The organism is Streptomyces sp. CoH27 (genome assembly GCF_020181035.1).
GTDB lineage: Bacteria > Actinomycetota > Actinomycetes > Streptomycetales > Streptomycetaceae > Streptomyces > Streptomyces camelliae.
Window position 1 is genome coordinate 60,640 of sequence record NZ_JAIQYY010000008.1, and the last position, 16,712, is coordinate 77,351.

The following is a 16,712-nucleotide window of genomic DNA, read 5'->3' on the forward strand; positions in this document are numbered from 1 at the left end:
CCCCAGCAAGGTTGCCCGAAGCCGCACGAAAGTGCTTCGGACGGCTGGGAAGCCCGTCTCTGCATGCTTCAACGGCGCGGAACCCGCCGGGGTTCCCGATCGTCCTACAAGGACTGAGCCGAGTGGCTCACACCACCCGGTCCGGCTCAGCCGCCGTAGACGTGAGGCGCGAGCGTACCGACGAACGGGAGGTTGCGGTACTTCTCGGCGTAGTCGAGGCCGTAGCCGACGACGAACTCGTTCGGGATGTCGAAGCCGACCCACTCAACGTCGATCGCGACCTTCGCGGCGTCGGGCTTGCGCAGCAGCGTGCACACCTTCAGCGAGGCGGGCTCGCGCGAGCCGAGGTTGTTGATCAGCCAGGACAGGGTCAGACCGGAGTCGATGATGTCCTCGACGATCAGGACGTGCTTGCCCTTGATGTCGGTGTCGAGGTCCTTGAGGATCCGTACGACACCGGAGGACTGGGTGCCCGCGCCGTAGGAGGACACGGCCATCCAGTCCATGGTGACGGGGGTGGACAGCGCCCGGGCGAGGTCCGCCATGACCATCACCGCGCCCTTGAGGACGCCGACGATCAGCAGGTCCTTGCCCGCGTACTCCGCGTCGATCTTCGCGGCCAGCTCGGCCAGCTTCGCGTCGATCTCTTCCTTGGTGATGAGCACCTTCTCAAGGTCGGCACCCATGTCTTTCGCGTCCACCCGCATCACTTTCGGTCGTCCCGCACTTCCCGGCCGGCCGGCTGCCCGGCCCGCCGGAGGGTCGCTCCGCGAGGGGTCGGGATTCAGCCTTGCCGAATCACCAGTCTGCCACCCTGGCGCTGGGCGACGACTTTGCCCGGGAGATTGATGGCTCCCTGGCCGCGCCAGCCGGTGATCAGCCGGTCGACTTCCTCGATGTGACGGGCGAACAGCGCACCGGCCGGAGCACCGGCCTCGATGGCGGCGCGGCGCAGGACGCGGCGGCGCACGGCGGGCGGCAGGGCGTAGAGCTTGGCGCATTCCAGCAGGCCGGCGGCGTCCCGTACGGAGGCCTCGACCTGGCGGGCCCAGGTGTCGAGGGCGTCGGCGTCGTCGCGGGAGAGCTGGGCGGTGCGGGCGAGCGCCTCCACGACGCCCTTGCCGAGGGCCTTCTCCAGGGCGGGCAGACCCTCGTGCCGCAACCGCGAGCGGGTGTAGGCCGGGTCGGCATTGTGAGGATCGTCCCAAACGGGGAGGGACTGGACCATGCAGGCCTTGCGGGCGGTCTGCCGGTCGAGCTGGAGGAAGGGGCGCCGGTAACGGCCGCCGGCCCCCGAGACCGCGGCCATGCCGGACAGAGAGCGGATGCCGGAGCCGCGGGCGAGGCCGAGCAGGACGGTCTCGGCCTGGTCGTCGCGGGTGTGGCCGAGCAGGATCGCGGCGGCCCCGTGGCGTTCGGAGACGGCGTCCAGGGCGGCGTAGCGGGCGTCGCGGGCGGCGGCCTCGGGTCCGCCTTCGCGGCCGACGGTCACGGCGACCGACTCGACCGGGTCGAGGCCGAGTCCGCGCAGACGCAGGACGACCTCGTCGGCGCGCAGGTCGGAGCCGGGCTGGAGGCCGTGGTCGATGGTGACGCCGCCGGCGCGCACGCCGAGGCGGGGCGCTTCGAAGGCGAGGGCGGAGGCGAGGGCCATGGAGTCGGCGCCGCCGGAGCATGCGACGAGGACGAGCGGGGAGGGGGACCGCTCGGCCGTGCATTCCGGGTGCTCGCCGGCGGCCTGCCGGCCCGGCCCGCCCGAGGTCGGGGTGTGGTCGTTGAGGATGTCGTGGAGGACGCGGCGGACCGCCAGGCGTATCGCCGCGACCGCAGGATGGGGACCCATGGTCGGTTCCCTTCATGAAGTTGTCGGGGGTGAGCCCGAGATCGGTCACTCAGAGTGTGTAGATGGTGACAGAACCGGGAGGTTCCCCGAGCATTGCACGCCTACGCAAGGCCCACGGTCCCTCGGACGGGTGATTGGAGGGGCGTTCGCCTGCCGCAGGCCGGATTCGATTCACGACCCACCCGACATGTTCACGACTCTGCGGTGCGGTGCACCCGCGCGACCCAGTCCGCCGGTTTGGCGATCTCGGCCTTGGTGGGAAGGGTGTTGGGCGAGGTCCACACGCGGTTGAAGCCATCGACGCCGACCTGCTCGACCACGGCCCGTACGAACCGTTCGCCGTCCCGGTACTGCCTCAGTTTGGCATCCAGGCCCAGCAGCTTGCGCAGGGCGAGGTCGAGCCGGGAGGCGCCCTTGGCGCGGCGCTGCTGGAACTTCTCGCGGATCTCGGCGACGGACGGCACGACGCTGGGTCCGACGCCGTCCATGACGTAGTCGGCGTGGCCCTCCAGCAGGGACATCACGGCGGTGAGGCGGCCGAGGATCTCGCGCTGGGCGGGGGTCTGCACCAGCTCCACGAAGGAGCGGCCGCCGTCGTCCTCCTCGCCCTCGGGGCGGCCCCCGGCGAGCGACTGGGCGGCTTCCCGGATGCGCTCCAGGAAGGTCATCGGGTCGACGTCGGTCTCGGCCAAGAACGACTGGATTTCGCCCTCAAGATGATCACGCAGCCAGGGCACGGCGGTGAACTGCGTGCGGTGGGTCTCCTCGTGCAGGCACACCCACAGGCGGAAGTCGTGCGGCTCGACGTCGAGTTCGCGCTCGACGTGGACGATGTTGGGCGCGACGAGGAGGAGGCGGCCGCCGCCACTCGGTGAATCAGGGGGGCCGCCGGCGGGCAGCTCGCGGGTGGCCGGGGCGAAGGTCTCGTACTGGCCGAGGACGCGGGAGGACAGGAACGACAGCAGCATGCCGAGCTCGACGCCGGTGACCTTGCCGCCGACGGCGCCGAGGACCGCGCTGCCAGGGCTGCCGGCACGCCGTTCCTGCATCTTCTCCAGCAGCGGTTTGAGGATCTCGCGGAAGCCGGCGACGTTGGCGCGGACCCAGCCGGGGCGGTCCACGACGAGGACGGGCGTGTCGTGGCCGGCCTCGGTGCCCATACGCGTGAAGCCCCGGACGTGTTCCTCCGAGGCTTTCGCGTGCCGGCGCAGCTCCGCGACGACGGCCCGTGCCTCGTCACGGCTGACGTCGGGGCCCGGCCGTACGAGCCGTGTCGCGGTCGCGACCGCGAGGTTCCAGTCGACCATCCCGGGAGATGTGGTGCCACCGAAGCCAGTCATGCCGTCAACCGTACGTGAGCGGGCCCGCTTGGGGCAGAGCAGCGCGGTCGTCCCACGGCGGGTCCTAACCGCAGCCGCACCCCGCGAGCGCCGTGGCCGCCCGGTCCAGGGCGGCCTGGGCCTCCTGGGGGTCGGTCGTGCCGGAGGCCAGGAACGCGAAGGCCAGGGGGCGGCCGTCGGCGTCGACGACCGTGCCGGCCAGGGCGTTGACGCCGGTCAGCGTGCCGGTCTTGGCGCGTACGACGCCGGCCGCGCCGTTGCTGTAGCGGCTGGTCAGGGTGCCGGTGAAGCCGGCGATGGGCAGGCCGGTGAGGACGGGGCGCAGGCCGGGGCGGCCCGGGTCGCCGGCGGTGACGAGGAGGCCGGTCAGGAGGTCGGCGGTCAGCCGGTCGGCACGGTCGAGGCCGCTGCCGTCGTGGAAGGAGGCACCGGCCATCGGCAGGCCCAGCTTGGTCAGCCGCGCGGAGATCGCCCTGGCGCCGCCGTCGAAGCTGCCCGGCTGCCCGCTGGTCAGCGCCGTCTGCCGGGCGAGGGTCTCGGCGATGTCGTTGTCGCTGTTGGTCAGCATCCGCTCGACCACGTCGGACAGCGGGGGCGAGGAGACGGTGGCGAGGGTCTGCGCGCGCGTGGAGGCCTTCGCGGGGCCGGGGGGTGTCGTCGTGATGCCGGCGGACTTCAGGAAGGCCGCGAACTTGCCGGCCGCGTCCGCCGCCGGGTCGCTCACGCGCGGGGCGGGGCCGCTGGTGGAGTCGTCGGTACGGCCCTCGTCGGCGGTCAGGGCGCTGACCGGGGCGAGGTTGTCGTTGACGCCGATGGGATGCACGGCGGGGCCGGTGAACAGGGTGGCGTCGTAGGAGAGCGTGACCTTGTGGATGCCGCGCTTCGTCAGGGCCTGCGCGGTGTCCGCCGCCAGCTGCCGCAGGCTCGCCCAGCTTCCCCCGCTTTCGGTTTCTCCCCCACGCTCGGCTTCTCCCCCACGCTCGACTTCGCTCGCGCGGGAGGTGCCCCCAGCTTCCTTGTGGGCGGTCAGGGTCGGGTCACCGCCGCCGACCAGGACGAGATCGCCGGTGCCGGGTTCGAGGGCGGCGCGGGTGGTGAAGCGGTGGTCGGGGCCGAGCGCGGACAGGGCGGCGACGGCGGTGGCGATCTTGGTGGTGGAGGCCGGGGTGAGGGCCTCGCCGTCGTCGCTGCCGTACAGGCGCTTGCCGGTGGTCAGGTCGACGACGGCCGCCGCGTGGCCGTCGCCGAGCTCGGGGACGGCCAGGAGGGGCTCCAGGACGTCCGTGAGGGGCTTTCCGCCCGGGGCGGCCTTCTTGGTGCTCACGGCGTCCGTGGCGGCGCCCAGGGCCGTGAGGACGGGCGGGGCGCTCGGCGCGGGCAGCGGGGCCCCGGTGCTCGTGGCGGGACCCCCGTGATCTGCGCCACCTGAGCGCTCCAGAGCGATCGCGCGGTCCCGCTCGGCCGTACGCTGACCGTTGGCGTCCCAGGGGCCGGCCGCGGTCACCACTCCGGCGGCGAGCGCGAGGCCGGCGGTGGCGGCGCCCGCGGTGTACTGCCAGGTCCTGACGGCTCGCGGACGGGGGAGGTGCGGAGACCGGAAGGCGAGGCTCCGCGTCAACCGCGCAACCCGCGGCTGCACAGCCGCAACGGCCCGCGCCAGACGCGGTCGTACGGCGTTCGCGATCCGCTCCACCTGCGGTCCTGCGGCCCGCCACGGCCTCGGCTCTGGCACGACCACCAGCCCCTTTCGCGATCACACACCTGCGTGAGGGACACTTAACCACCAGAACTATGTGCTGATCATGGAGGAGCCACCGGTGGAGTTCGACGTCACGATCGAGATCCCGAAGGGTTCGCGCAACAAGTACGAGGTGGACCACGAGACCGGTCGGATCCGCCTGGACCGTCGTCTCTTCACCTCGACCGCCTACCCGACCGACTACGGCTTCGTCGAGAACACCCTCGGCGAGGACGGCGACCCGCTGGACGCGCTGGTCATCCTGGACGAGCCGACCTTCCCGGGCTGCCTGATCCGCTGCCGTGCGATCGGCATGTTCCGCATGACGGACGAGGCGGGCGGCGACGACAAGCTGCTGTGCGTTCCGGCCACCGACCCGCGCGTGGAGCACCTGCGCGACATCCACCACGTGTCGGAGTTCGACCGCCTGGAGATCCAGCACTTCTTCGAGGTGTACAAGGACCTGGAGCCCGGCAAGTCGGTCGAGGGCGCCAACTGGGTCGGCCGCACGGACGCCGAGGCCGAGATCGAGCGGTCCTACAAGCGCTTCAAGGAGCAGGGCGGCCACTGAGCCGAGCCTGTCCCGGCGAAACGGGCCGCACGCGCACGCGTGCGGCCCGTTTGTGTGTCCGGCGCCTGCGCATGCGCATACTGAGGCTGACGGAAGGTGTCGTTCAGGGAGCGGTGCGAGGTGACGGAGGCGGAGGACCGCAAGCCCCGGTCGGACGAGGCGCGGTACGACCCGGAGATCACGTCCGAGTTCGCCATTCCCGAGGGCATCGAAGTCCCCGAGAGCGACGGTGAGCCGGAGACCACGTCCGAGTTCGCCGTGCCGGAGGGCCTTGAGGCGCCGCAGCCGCCGGCCGCCGAGCCGGAGGTGTCGGCGTTCACGACCCCGAGCGTCTACAGCGCCCAGCACGCACCGGCCGCCTTCACGCCCGCCGCCGGGGTGCCCCTGGTCAGCCTGATCAAGGACGCGCCCTGGCAGGACCGGATGCGCACGATGCTGCGCATGCCGGTGACCGAGCGGCCGGCGCCGGAGGCCGTGCAGCGGACCGAGGGGGAGGGCCCGGCGGTTCCACGCGTGCTCGACCTGACGCTGCGTATCGGCGAGCTGCTGCTGGCGGGCGGCGAGGGCGCGGAGGACGTGGAGACCGCGATGTTCGCGGTGTGCCGCTCCTACGGACTGGACCGCTGCGAACCCAACGTCACCTTCACGCTGCTGTCGATCTCGCACCAGCCGTCCCTGGTGGACGACCCGGTCACGGCGTCGCGGACGGTACGGCGCCGGGGCACCGACTACACCCGTCTGCAGGCCGTGTTCGGGCTGGTGGACGACCTGACGGACCCGGAGACGCATGTCTCCCTGGAGGAGGCCTACCGGCGGCTGGCCGAGATCCGCCGCAACCGGCACCCCTACCCCGGCTGGGCGCTGACGCTGGCCAGCGGGGTGCTGGCCGGCGCGGCCTCCATCCTGGTCGGCGGTGATCTGATCGTGTTCGTCGCGGCGGCCCTCGGCGCGATGCTCGGCGACCGGCTGGCCTGGCTGTGCGCCGGGCGCGGGCTGCCGGAGTTCTACCAGTTCACGGTCGCTGCGATGCCGCCCGCCGCGATCGGAGTGGCGTTCGCGCTGGCCGATGTGGATGTGAAGGCGTCCGCCGTGGTCACCGGTGGACTGTTCGCGCTGCTGCCCGGACGGGCGCTGGTGGCGGGCGTGCAGGACGGTCTGACGGGCTTCTACATCACCGCCGCGGCCCGCCTGCTGGAAGTCCTGTACTTCTTCGTCGGCATCGTCGCCGGGGTGCTGGTCGTCCTGTACTTCGGCGTGAAGGTCGGCGGGAAGCTGAACCCGGAAGCGGGTCTCCAGATCAGCGAACGGCCGCTGATCCAGATCGCCGCGTCCATGGTGCTGTCGCTGACCTTCGCGGTCCTGCTCCAGCAGGAACGTTCGACCGTGCTCTGGGTGACCCTCAACGGGGGCGTGGCCTGGTCGGTGTACGGCGCGATGCACTACGTCGGGAACATCTCGCCGGTGGCCTCCACCGCCGTGGCGGCGGGGCTGGTGGGCCTGTTCGGGCAGTTGCTGTCCCGCTACCGCTTCGCGTCCGCGCTGCCCTACACGACAGCGGCGATCGGTCCACTGCTGCCCGGCTCCGCGACGTACTTCGGGCTGCTGAACATGGCCCAGAACCAGGTGGACAAGGGACTGGTGTCGCTGGCCAACGCGGCGTCGCTGGCCATGGCCATCGCCATCGGGGTCAACCTGGGCTCGGAGATCTTCCGGCTGTTCCTGCGGGTCGGCTCCCCCGGGAAGCGCCGTGCGGCCAAGCGGACCCGGGGTTTCTGAGGGGCTCTACTGCCGGCGGTGGTCGTAGGGGTAGCCGTTCTGGTCGTACTGCTGCTGCGGGTACTGCCCCTGGTCGTAGTACTGGTTGTCGTAGCCCTGGTCCCAGTACTGCTGGTCCTGCTGCTGGGGTTGGTACGGCTGCTGCTGGGGCTGGTAGGGCTGCTGCTGGGGCTGGTAGGCGTACGGCTGCTGCGGCTCCGGCTCGATGCGGCGCAGCTGCGTCGTCGCGTCGTCCATGACCGGCTGAGCCGGCTGGTGCTGGTACGCCGGCTGCTGCTGGGGGACGGGCCGCGGCTCGGGGCGGGCGGCGGCGGCCTTCTTCTCCTTGCCACGGGCGCGCAGGAACTCGATCGCGATCGGGACCACCGAGACGAGGACGATCAGGATCAGGATCGCCTCGATGTTGTTCTTGACGAAGGTGATGTTGCCGAGCCAGGAGCCGAGCAGGGTGACGCCCGCGCCCCACAGGGTGCCGCCGATGACGTTGAAGATCAGGAACGAGCGGTACTTCATGCCGCTGACGCCGGCGATGATCGGCGTGAACGTACGCACCACGGGCACGAAGCGGGCCAGGACCAGGGACTTCGGGCCGTACTTCTCGAAGAACTCGTGCGCCTTGGTGACGTTCTCCTGTTTGAACAGGCGGGAGTCGGGGCGGTTGAAGAGGGACGGGCCGACCTTCTTGCCGAACATGTAGCCGGCCTGGTCACCGAGGATCGCGGCGAGGCAGATCAGGCCGACGGCGCCCCACAGAGGGAAGTGCAGCTGATGCGAGGTGATCAGCAGGCCGCAGGTGAACAGCAGCGAGTCACCGGGCAGGAAGAAGCCGATGAGCAGGCCGGACTCGGCGAAGACGACGAGCAGCAGACCCCAGATGCCGAATTTGTCGAGCATCGTGTTGGGGTCCAGCCAGCTCGGGCCGAGGGCGAGTGTCATCACGGGTCCGGGCTCCTGAAGGCGTGAAGGCGGGTGCGGCGGCTGAACGGCGTACTTCCCTGTGGTGCCGCCCAAAGCTATCAACGTGAAGTGACCACCCCAGGTTCCACCGGCGGCTCCAGGATGCGCTGTGGGACAACGGAGAGAAAGCTGTGACTCATGGGACTCGAAGACTACGGCGGCGGCCAGGGGCCCCAGCCGGACGTGCTGGTCGTGACGACGAACGACGTGCCCGGATACCGGGTGCAGCAGGTGATCGGCGAGGTCTTCGGGCTCACCGTGCGCTCGCGCCACCTGGGCAGCCAGATCGGCGCCGGGCTGAAGTCGATGATCGGCGGCGAGCTGAAGGGGCTCACCAAGACGCTCGTGCAGACCCGCAACCAGGCCATGGAACGGCTGGTGGAGCAGGCACGCGCGCGTGGTGCCAACGCCGTGCTGGCGTTCCGCTTCGACGTGACGGAGGCCGCCGACGTGGGCACCGAGGTGTGCGCGTACGGCACGGCGGTCGTCCTGGCCCGGGCGGAGTGACCTCGCACACACCCGGGCCGGGACCGGCGGGACCGGCGGGACCGGCGGGACCGGGCAGAAGGTGCGGTCCGGTCAGAGGGTGCGGTCCGGTCAGAGGGTGCGGTCCGGTCAGGAGGTGCGGTCCGGTCAGGAGGTGCGGCGGTCGGCGTTGGCCAGGATCGCCGCGCGCAGGTGCTCGGCGAGGCCCGGCCCCATGGAGTCGTAGTACGCCTTGAAGCGCTCGTCGGAGACGTACATCTCCGCGAAGCACCGGTGCAGCTCGTACGGCACCTCGAAGTACCACCGGGTCATGTGCTGCCGGTGCTCCTCGGCCAGGTCCATCGCGGCCTCACCGGTCGCGGGCGCACCGGCGGCCACCAGGGCGGCGTACCGCTCCTGCCAGTCGTCGACCTCGGCCTTGATCCGCTTCCAGTCCTCCTTGGTGTAGGTGGCGGCGCGGCGCTGCGACTCGACGTACGCCTCCGTGTCGCCCCAGCGCGCCTCCGCCTCGTCGCGGTACTGCTCGGGGTCCTTGTCCCCGAAGACCTCGAACCGCTCCTCGGGGGTGAGTTGAATGCCCATCGTGCGTGCCTCCATGGCGTGCTCCACGGCCGCGGCCATCTTCTGCAGCTTCTCGATCCGGGCGGTGAGCAGGTCGTGCTGGCGGCGCAGGTGTGCGCCGGGATCCACCGCCGGGTCGTCGAGCAGGGCCGCGACCTCGTCGAGCGGGAAGCCGAGCTCCCGGTAGAACAGGATCTGCTGGAGCCGGTCGAGGTCGGCGTCGGTGTAGCGCCGGTGCCCGGCGTGCGTGCGCTCGCCGGGCACGAGCAGGCCGATCTCGTCGTAGTGGTGCAGGGTGCGCACCGTGATCCCGGCGAACCCCGCGACCTGTCCCACGGAGTAGCTCACTTTTCCGCTCCTTGTCGTCGGTACGGCCTCCACGCTGAGGCCTCACGTCACGTGAGGTGCAAGCCGGTTTCCGCGCCGGACGTGGTGCGGGGCTGTTACGAATGTTGCGCACATTTAGTCCGGTTTATTGCGTTTATGGTGATCGCGTGGCCCAGGACACCGCGCGGCAGCCGCCCCCGACCGCTCCCACGGCCCCGGCACGGGCGCTGCTGCCGTTCATCCTGCCCGCCGTCGCCGTGGAGGCCGCTGCCGGCCGACGGGGTCGCGCTCGGGGCGCCGGCGGGGCTCGGCGGTCATGACGCTGTTCTCGGTACGGCAGTGGGTCTCGCCGCCCATGCGCTCGTTCCGGCCGTGCATCCCGGGCCGGGCGTGGCGACGGGCGTCCTGGGCATTCACCCTGCTGTGTGTCGCCTCGCCGCCGGCCTGGCCGCTGGTGACGGGACGTCCGCAGATGCAAGGGCGGCCGGACGGCACCCCGGTCCGCCGACACCTTCCCGGAAACTCCTGGAGGCACGTTTCCATGGCCCTGCACAAAGGTCCCGAGCAGCATCAGCAGCGGGCGATGTCCGTCAACCCGTTCTACGGCGAGGCCAATCCGGTCGGCGGCATGACCGAGGCCCCGCCCACGCACCGGCTCCCGGACGGCCCGCTCGCCCCGTCCACGGCGTACCAGCTGGTGCACGACGAGCTGATGCTGGACGGCAACTCCCGCCTGAACCTGGCCACGTTCGTCACCACCTGGATGGAGCCGCAGGCCGGGGTGCTGATGGCGGAGTGCCGGGACAAGAACATGATCGACAAGGACGAGTACCCGCGCACGGCCGAGCTGGAGCGGCGCTGCGTGGCGATGCTCGCCGACCTGTGGAACGCGCCCGACCCGGCGGCGGCGGTGGGCTGTTCGACGACCGGGTCCAGCGAGGCGTGCATGCTCGCGGGCATGGCACTGAAACGGCGCTGGGCGAAGCACAACGCGGACCGCTACCCCGGCGCGGCACGGCCGAACCTCGTCATGGGCATCAACGTCCAGGTGTGCTGGGAGAAATTCTGCAACTTCTGGGAGGTGGAGGCCCGGCTGGTCCCGATGGAGGGTGACCGCTTCCATCTGGACCCGCAGGCCGCCGCCGAGCTGTGCGACGAGAACACCATCGGGGTCGTCGGCATCCTCGGCTCGACCTTCGACGGCTCCTACGAGCCGATCGCCGACCTGTGCGCGGCCCTGGACGCCCTCCAGGAGCGCACCGGGCTCGACATCCCGGTGCACGTGGACGGCGCGTCCGGCGGGATGGTGGCGCCCTTCCTGGACGAGGACCTGGTGTGGGACTTCCGCCTCCCGCGCGTGGCCTCGATCAACACCTCCGGGCACAAGTACGGCCTGGTGTACCCGGGCGTCGGCTGGGCGCTGTGGCGGGACAAGGAGGCGCTGCCCGAGGAGCTGGTCTTCCGGGTCAACTACCTGGGCGGCGACATGCCGACCTTCGCTCTCAACTTCTCCCGGCCCGGCGCGCAGGTGGTCGCGCAGTACTACACGTTCCTGCGGCTCGGCCGCGACGGCTACCGGGCGGTCCAGCAGTCGACCCGGGACGTGGCGACCTCGCTGGCCCGGCGCATCGCCGAGCTGGGCGACTTCCGGCTGCTCACGCACGGCGACGAACTGCCGGTGTTCGCGTTCACGACGGCCGACGGCATCACGTCGTACGACGTCTTCGACGTCTCCCGGCGGCTGCGCGAGAGCGGCTGGCTGGTGCCGGCGTACACCTTCCCGGCGAACCGCGAGGACCTGTCCGTGCTGCGGGTCGTGTGCCGCAACGGCTTCTCGCACGACCTGGCGGACCTGTTCCTGGCCGACCTGACCCGCCTGCTGCCCGAACTGCGCCGCCAGCCGCACCCCTTGACCCGGGACAAGGAGTCGGCGACCGGGTTCCATCACTAGGGCTGCCGACGGGTTCCGGTCAGCGGTCGTCCTCCGGGTGCCGCTCCCCCGTCGCGTACGGGTTCTCCTCGCCCTCGGCGAGCACGCCGACGAACGGTTCGCCCTCGCCGGCGAAGGTGTAGGCGCCGTTCTCCAGGCGCTCGACGAGGCCCTGGGTCCACTCCGCCTCGGAGTCGGCCGTGTGGACCCACATGTTCATGATCTCGCCGATGTGACCGAGCCGGCCGGGCCCCTCCTCGGGCACGTAGTGCTCGGTCACCGAGGCCCGCCACGCCTCGATCCGGCGCGTGCGCTCCTTCAGCAGCGCCACGGCCTCGGCCCGGGGCAGGTCGACCATGAAGCCGATGGCCGCCGTCTTCATGTCGCCGCGCTGGTCGTAGGTGACCAGCGCGTCGCGCAGCAGGGCGAAGTACTCCTCGGTGCCCTGCTCGGTCAGCTGGTACTCGGTGCGCGGCGGGCCGCCCGCCGTGGACGGCGCGATCTCGTGCGCGTGCAGCAGCCCTTGCTTGGCCATCTGCTTCAGGGCGTGGTAGATCGAGCCCGGCTTGGCGTTGGACCACTCGTGCGCGCCCCAGTACTCCAGGTCGCCGCGCACCTGGTAGCCGTGGGCCCGCCCGTGCTGGCGGACCGCGCCCAGCACGAGAAGACGGATCGCTGACATGCGGTCCAGGTTATTGCCGTACCGCCGCCCCACCCGCTCCAGGGCCCGCTGCTGTCCGGCCTGCTCCAGGGCGCCGTGGCCGGTGTACCGGTCAGGTCTCCCGGCGCCCGACGTGCTCGATGTGGATCGTGCGGGCCTCAGGGTCGATGCGGTAGAGGATGCGCCAGGGTCCATGGTGCAGTCGGCGATGATCGACGACCCAGGCGCGGGGGCCTTCGGGCCGAGGGGCATCGGCAGGGTGGTCAGCGGCCCGGAGCAGGTCGTCGACGCCCCGGGGGTCGTGCTTGAGGTGCCCTGTGGCCGCGTCCAGAGCGGCCGGTTCCCACAGGACCTCCCAGGTCACTCGCCCCGCCCGCCAGCCTGGAGCAGCGCGCGGCGTGCCTCGTCGTGCGGAACGGGCTGTCCGGCGCGACCGAGCGCGCGATCACGCTCCAGGCGCGCGAGCGCGAGGGCGTCCTCAAGATCCTCCAGCTCGGCCGGCGAGATGAGTACGGCCGCCGGCACGCCGCGGTCGGTCAACGTGATGTGCTCGTGCTGGGCGGCCCGGCGGACGAGCTCACCGAGCTTGCCCCTGGCCTCGGCAATGGGATACCTGGCGGACATGCACCTAGTGTGCAGCTGGATGCATGTCCGCGGGGGCCCTGCTGAAAGCGAAGCCGGTCAGAACGGGAAGCCGCTGCGCCCGTGCTGGACGGAGATCCACTTGATCGTGGTGAAGGCCTCCAGCGTGGTCTCACCGTTCAGACGGCCGATACCGGAGTGCTTCTCGCCGCCGAACGGCACGAGCGGCTCGTCGTGGACCGTGCCGTCGTTCACATGGAACATGCCGGTGTCGATCCGCTTGGCGAAGGCGACGCCCCGTTCGATGTCACCGGTGTGGACGGCGCCGCTGAGGCCGTACGGGGTGTCGTTGACGACGCGGACCGCCTCCTCCTCGCCGTCGAACGGGATGAGGAAGACGACCGGGCCGAAGATCTCCTGCTGGAGCAGCGCGGAGTCGGCGGGGACGCCGGTGAGCACGCTGGGCGCCACCAGGTTGCCCTCCGTGGTGCCCCGCACCAGGGCCGTCGCGCCCTCGGCGATCGCCTGGTCGACGGTGCCCGACAGGGCGGCCGCCTGCTGGGAGTTGATCACCGGGCCGATGACGGTCTGCGGGTCGCGCGGGTCGCCGGTCTTCAGGGAGCGGACCTTGGCGACGAACTTCTCGGTGAACTCCTCGGCGACGGAGGCGTCCACGAGGACCCGGTTGGCGGCCATGCAGACCTGACCCTGGTGCACGAACCGGCTGAAGACCGCCGCGTCCACCGCGTAGTCGATGTCGGCGTCGTCCAGGACCACCAGCGCGCTGTTGCCGCCCAGTTCGAGCACCGAGCGCTTGAAGTGCTTGGCGCAGACGGTCGCGACGTGCTGGCCGACCGTGTCGGAGCCGGTGAAGGAGATGACCTTCGGGACGGGGTGCTCGATGAAGGCGTCGCCGATCTCGGCGATGTCGGTGACGACGACGTTGAGCAGGCCGCCGGGCAGCCCGGCCTCCTCGAAGATCTTCGCGATCAGGGTGCCGCCCGCGATCGGGGTGTTCTGGTGCGGCTTGAGGACGACGGCGTTGCCGAGCGCGAGCGCCGGGGCGACCGACTTGATCGACAGCAGGAAGGGGAAGTTGAAGGGGCTGATCACGCCGACGACGCCGACCGGCACCCGGTAGACGCGGTTCTCCTTGCCGTCACCCGGGGAGGGCAGGATCTTGCCCTCGGGGCGCAGCGCGAGGTGGATCGACTCGCGCAGGAACTCCTTGGCGAGGTGCAGCTCGAAACCGGCCTTCACGCGCGTGCCGCCCAGCTCCGCGATGATCAGGTCGGCTATCTCCTGCTCGCGGTCCTCTATCAGCCGCAGCGCCCGCTCGAAGACGGCGCGCCGGGTGTAGGGGTTGGTCTCGGCCCACTGCTTCTGGGCGCGGGCGGCGGCCCGGTAGGCCTGGTCCACCTCGTCGACCGTGGCCACGGTGATCGAGGCCAGCTTCTCGTCGTCGTACGGGTTGAAGTCGATGACGTCCCAGGAGCCGGTGCCCGGACGCCACTCGCCGTCGATGTACTGCTGGGCCAGGTCGCTGAAGTAGGACGACGCCATGTGATCCCTCAATCGCTAGCGGACACCAGATCTACGCCAGGTCTGATCACACGTCATCGTACTTGTGTTTCAAGTGAGTTGAAGGAAACGCCTCAAGAACAAGGGACCTCTCAGGGAAACCCCTTGGCACAGCCCGGGGAAACCCCTCAGGACAGCTGGAGCAGTCCCCTGAGCAGGTCCCGGCTCTCGTCGGGCCCCGGACTGTCCTGCTGGAGCTCCTTGAGCGCCTGCTCGTACTGGGCGACGTCCTCGCGCTTGTCGAGATAGAGGGCGCTGGTCAGCTGCTCCAGGTAGACCACGTCGGACAGGTCGGCGTCGGGGAAGCTGAGGATGGTGAAGGCGCCGCTCTCGCCGGAGTGCCCGCCGAAGCTGAACGGCATGACCTGGAGGCGTACGTTCGGCCGCTCGGAGACGTCGATGAGGTGCTGGAGCTGGCCGCGCATCACCTCGCGGTCGCCGTACGGGCGGCGCAGGGCGGCCTCGTCGAGGACGATGTGGAACTCGGGGGCGTCGGCGGCGAACAGATGCCGCTGCCGCTCCAGGCGCAGGGCGACCCGGCGTTCGACGTCGTCCGGGCTCGCGCCCTTCATGCCGCGCCGGACCACCGCGCGCGCGTACTCCTCGGTCTGCAGCAGGCCGTGGACGAACTGCACCTCGTAGACACGGATCAGCGAGGCGGCACCCTCCAGGCCCACATAGGTGGGGAACCAGCTGGGCAGGACGTCGGTGTAACTGTGCCACCAGCCCGCCACGTTGGCCTCGCGCGCGAGGGAGAGCAGCGACTGGCGCTCCGCCTCGTCGGTGATGCCGTACAGCGTCAACAGGTCTTCGACGTCCCTGACCTTGAAGCTCACCCGGCCCAGTTCCATCCGGCTGATCTTCGACTCGGAGGCGCGGATCGAGTATCCCGCCGCCTCGCGCGTGATCCCCCGTGCTTCACGCAGCCGCCTGAGTTGCGAGCCGAGCAGCATCCGCCGCACCACCGATCCGGGCTCTCCCGCGCTCACGTTCGCCAGCCTCCCCAACCGTCTTCAGGGCCCGCAGTCTGCCACTAAAACGCTTCGCGCAGTACTCATCCGGTTACGGAAACGGAAAGAGCTCGGCCGTTTCTGCCTGGTCGCCACCGGGAAGAGGTCCGGACCACTGGCGCTGAACGGCTTGAAGATGGCAGAAAAAATGGCCAAGAAGCGGTACGGGCACTGCCATTTCGGTCGCGTGCACGTGCATCTGCCCTTGCATCTGCTCTGCGCATCCGAAACCATGGTGCCGCGCCACCGCTGCATCGCAACGACCGCGAATTCCCGGGAGTGCCTCGCATGGGAACGAATGGATCGACCATGCTCAAGCCGTTACGGCAGGGCCTTCCGCCGCTGGACCCCGCGGCCGTGTCCGATGCCGCCTCGTGCGCCCTGCCCGCCCGCTACGAAGCGGTGCGCGAGGCGCGCCGCTTCACCCGCGCGACCCTCGGCCAGTGGGACGTCGGCGACCGCTTCGACGACATATGCCTGGTCGTCTCCGAACTCGTCACCAACGCCCTGCGCCACGCGGTGCCGGCCGGCCCGGGACGCCCGGAGCACGGAGCCTGCCCGCCGGGAGCCGCGCCGCACGGCACTCCCGCGCACGGGGCCGCCGTACGGCTGCACCTGATGCGCTGGTCCGAGCGGCTGGTGTGCGCGGTGCGCGACCCGAGCCACGAGACCCCGGCCCCGCGCGAGTCGGACGACTTCTCGGCCGAGTCCGGGCGCGGGCTGTTCCTCGTCGACTCCTTCGCCGACAGCTGGGGCTGGCACCCGCTCGCGGGCACCCTCGACGGCAAGGTCGTCTGGGCGATGTTCCGGCTCCGGACGACGGGCTGACGCGGTACGGCACCGACGGACGCGCGATTTCTACGCGCGTTGCGGCCTCGCGTACGCCGGCCCCGACATCGTTGCCACAGGGGCGGGCTGCGGCATCCTCGCGTCAGCTCACGATCAGGTGGTCGAACTCGCCGTCCTTGACGCCGAGGAGCATGGCCTCGATCTCCGCGCGCGTGTAGACGAGCGCGGGCCCGTCCGGGAAGCGCGAGTTGCGTACGGCGACGTCACCGCCCGGCAGCCGGGCGAACTCCACGCAGGACCCCTGCGAGTTGCTGTGCCTGCTCTTCTGCCAGGCCACCTTGCCCTCCAGCTGCGTGGCAGCCATGCCGTTGTACACGTCGTACCCCCCGTACACGCCGTCAACGTCGCGGTCCACAGGTCGCTCCCCGGTGGTGCACTGGCTGGTGTGGCCATAGATGCTGTAGTCAACTGACCCGGATCATAACCTTGTTCACGTGCAGATGCGTGAGCAAATGCACGTGCACGCGGGGTGTTCCCCCGGTTACAGCTTTGACGTTCGC

Annotated in this window: 17 protein-coding genes and 1 pseudogene; 6 read left to right on the top strand and 12 right to left on the bottom strand. The window is 70.6% G+C overall.

The annotated features are described in order from the left end of the window. Positions 1-146 precede the first annotated feature (146 nt). The 4 genes from hpt to dacB form a co-directional block, all read right to left on the bottom strand. The gene (gene hpt / locus LE548_RS14415; protein WP_225097220.1) at positions 147-707 is read right to left on the bottom strand and encodes a hypoxanthine phosphoribosyltransferase; all 561 of its coding nucleotides are present in this window, start codon (positions 705-707) and stop codon (positions 147-149) included. A 77-nt stretch (positions 708-784) separates the two neighbouring features. Continuing rightward, complete coding sequence (gene tilS / locus LE548_RS14420; protein WP_225097221.1) at positions 785-1,843, bottom strand: tRNA lysidine(34) synthetase TilS; 1,059 nt, start codon at positions 1,841-1,843, stop codon at positions 785-787. A 191-nt stretch (positions 1,844-2,034) separates the two neighbouring features. Beyond that, on the bottom strand, positions 2,035-3,183 hold the full coding sequence (locus LE548_RS14425) for a zinc-dependent metalloprotease (protein ID WP_225097222.1): 1,149 nt from the start codon (positions 3,181-3,183) through the stop codon (positions 2,035-2,037). A gap of 64 nt (positions 3,184-3,247) precedes the next feature. Next, on the bottom strand, positions 3,248-4,876 hold the full coding sequence (gene dacB, locus LE548_RS14430; protein ID WP_225097223.1) for a D-alanyl-D-alanine carboxypeptidase/D-alanyl-D-alanine-endopeptidase: 1,629 nt from the start codon (positions 4,874-4,876) through the stop codon (positions 3,248-3,250). A 124-nt stretch (positions 4,877-5,000) separates the two neighbouring features. Here dacB and LE548_RS14435 point away from each other — a divergent pair, with 124 nt between their 5' ends. Further along, complete coding sequence (locus LE548_RS14435; RefSeq protein WP_029381130.1) at positions 5,001-5,492, top strand: inorganic diphosphatase; 492 nt, start codon at positions 5,001-5,003, stop codon at positions 5,490-5,492. A gap of 120 nt (positions 5,493-5,612) precedes the next feature. Beyond that, a complete protein-coding gene (locus tag LE548_RS14440) occupies positions 5,613-7,268 on the top strand; it encodes a threonine/serine exporter ThrE family protein (protein WP_225097224.1) in 1,656 nt (551 codons plus the stop codon). Positions 7,269-7,274: 6 nt separating this feature from the next. On the opposite strand, the gene LE548_RS14445 is transcribed toward LE548_RS14440, so the two are convergent. Beyond that, positions 7,275-8,207 carry a DedA family protein gene (locus LE548_RS14445; RefSeq protein ID WP_225097225.1) on the bottom strand — a complete coding sequence of 311 codons (933 nt, stop codon included), beginning with the start codon at positions 8,205-8,207 and terminating at the stop codon, positions 7,275-7,277. A gap of 156 nt (positions 8,208-8,363) precedes the next feature. Here LE548_RS14445 and LE548_RS14450 point away from each other — a divergent pair, with 156 nt between their 5' ends. Then, positions 8,364-8,732 (top strand): YbjQ family protein, encoded by a 369-nt coding sequence (locus tag LE548_RS14450; protein ID WP_225097226.1) that lies wholly within the window; start codon positions 8,364-8,366, stop codon positions 8,730-8,732. 126 nt (positions 8,733-8,858) lie between these two features. Here the strand turns inward: LE548_RS14450 and LE548_RS14455 are convergent, their stop codons facing one another. Then, complete coding sequence (locus LE548_RS14455) at positions 8,859-9,620, bottom strand: MerR family transcriptional regulator (RefSeq protein ID WP_225097227.1); 762 nt, start codon at positions 9,618-9,620, stop codon at positions 8,859-8,861. A gap of 306 nt (positions 9,621-9,926) precedes the next feature. Between LE548_RS14455 and LE548_RS46480 the strand changes: the two are divergent. Together LE548_RS46480 and LE548_RS14465 are read left to right on the top strand one after the other, a co-directional pair. Further along, positions 9,927-10,104, top strand: a pseudogene (locus LE548_RS46480) (ion channel protein); the annotation flags it as partial. 36 nt (positions 10,105-10,140) lie between these two features. Continuing rightward, positions 10,141-11,550, top strand: coding sequence for a glutamate decarboxylase (locus LE548_RS14465; protein WP_225097467.1), 1,410 nt, complete (start codon positions 10,141-10,143; stop codon positions 11,548-11,550). Positions 11,551-11,569: 19 nt separating this feature from the next. Here the strand turns inward: LE548_RS14465 and LE548_RS14470 are convergent, their stop codons facing one another. From LE548_RS14470 to LE548_RS14490, 5 genes are all read right to left on the bottom strand, one after another. Continuing rightward, positions 11,570-12,211, bottom strand: coding sequence for a PadR family transcriptional regulator (locus LE548_RS14470; protein WP_225097228.1), 642 nt, complete (start codon positions 12,209-12,211; stop codon positions 11,570-11,572). Positions 12,212-12,302: 91 nt separating this feature from the next. Then, on the bottom strand, positions 12,303-12,554 hold the full coding sequence (locus LE548_RS14475) for a type II toxin-antitoxin system RelE/ParE family toxin (RefSeq protein WP_225097229.1): 252 nt from the start codon (positions 12,552-12,554) through the stop codon (positions 12,303-12,305). After that, positions 12,551-12,814, bottom strand: a complete 264-nt coding sequence (locus tag LE548_RS14480; RefSeq protein ID WP_225097230.1) for a type II toxin-antitoxin system prevent-host-death family antitoxin — start codon at positions 12,812-12,814, stop codon at positions 12,551-12,553. The genes LE548_RS14475 and LE548_RS14480 overlap by 4 nt, the downstream gene beginning before the upstream one ends. 57 nt (positions 12,815-12,871) lie before the next feature. Beyond that, a complete protein-coding gene (locus tag LE548_RS14485; protein ID WP_225097231.1) occupies positions 12,872-14,335 on the bottom strand; it encodes an aldehyde dehydrogenase family protein in 1,464 nt (487 codons plus the stop codon). 146 nt (positions 14,336-14,481) lie between these two features. After that, a complete protein-coding gene (locus LE548_RS14490; RefSeq protein ID WP_225097468.1) occupies positions 14,482-15,306 on the bottom strand; it encodes a helix-turn-helix transcriptional regulator in 825 nt (274 codons plus the stop codon). A 345-nt stretch (positions 15,307-15,651) separates the two neighbouring features. Between LE548_RS14490 and LE548_RS14495 the strand changes: the two genes are divergently transcribed. Next, a complete protein-coding gene (locus LE548_RS14495) occupies positions 15,652-16,191 on the top strand; it encodes an ATP-binding protein (protein ID WP_225097232.1) in 540 nt (179 codons plus the stop codon). 103 nt (positions 16,192-16,294) lie between these two features. On the opposite strand, the gene LE548_RS14500 is transcribed toward LE548_RS14495, so the two are convergent. Continuing rightward, positions 16,295-16,567 carry a DUF397 domain-containing protein gene (locus LE548_RS14500; RefSeq protein ID WP_225097233.1) on the bottom strand — a complete coding sequence of 91 codons (273 nt, stop codon included), beginning with the start codon at positions 16,565-16,567 and terminating at the stop codon, positions 16,295-16,297. Positions 16,568-16,712 lie beyond the last annotated feature (145 nt).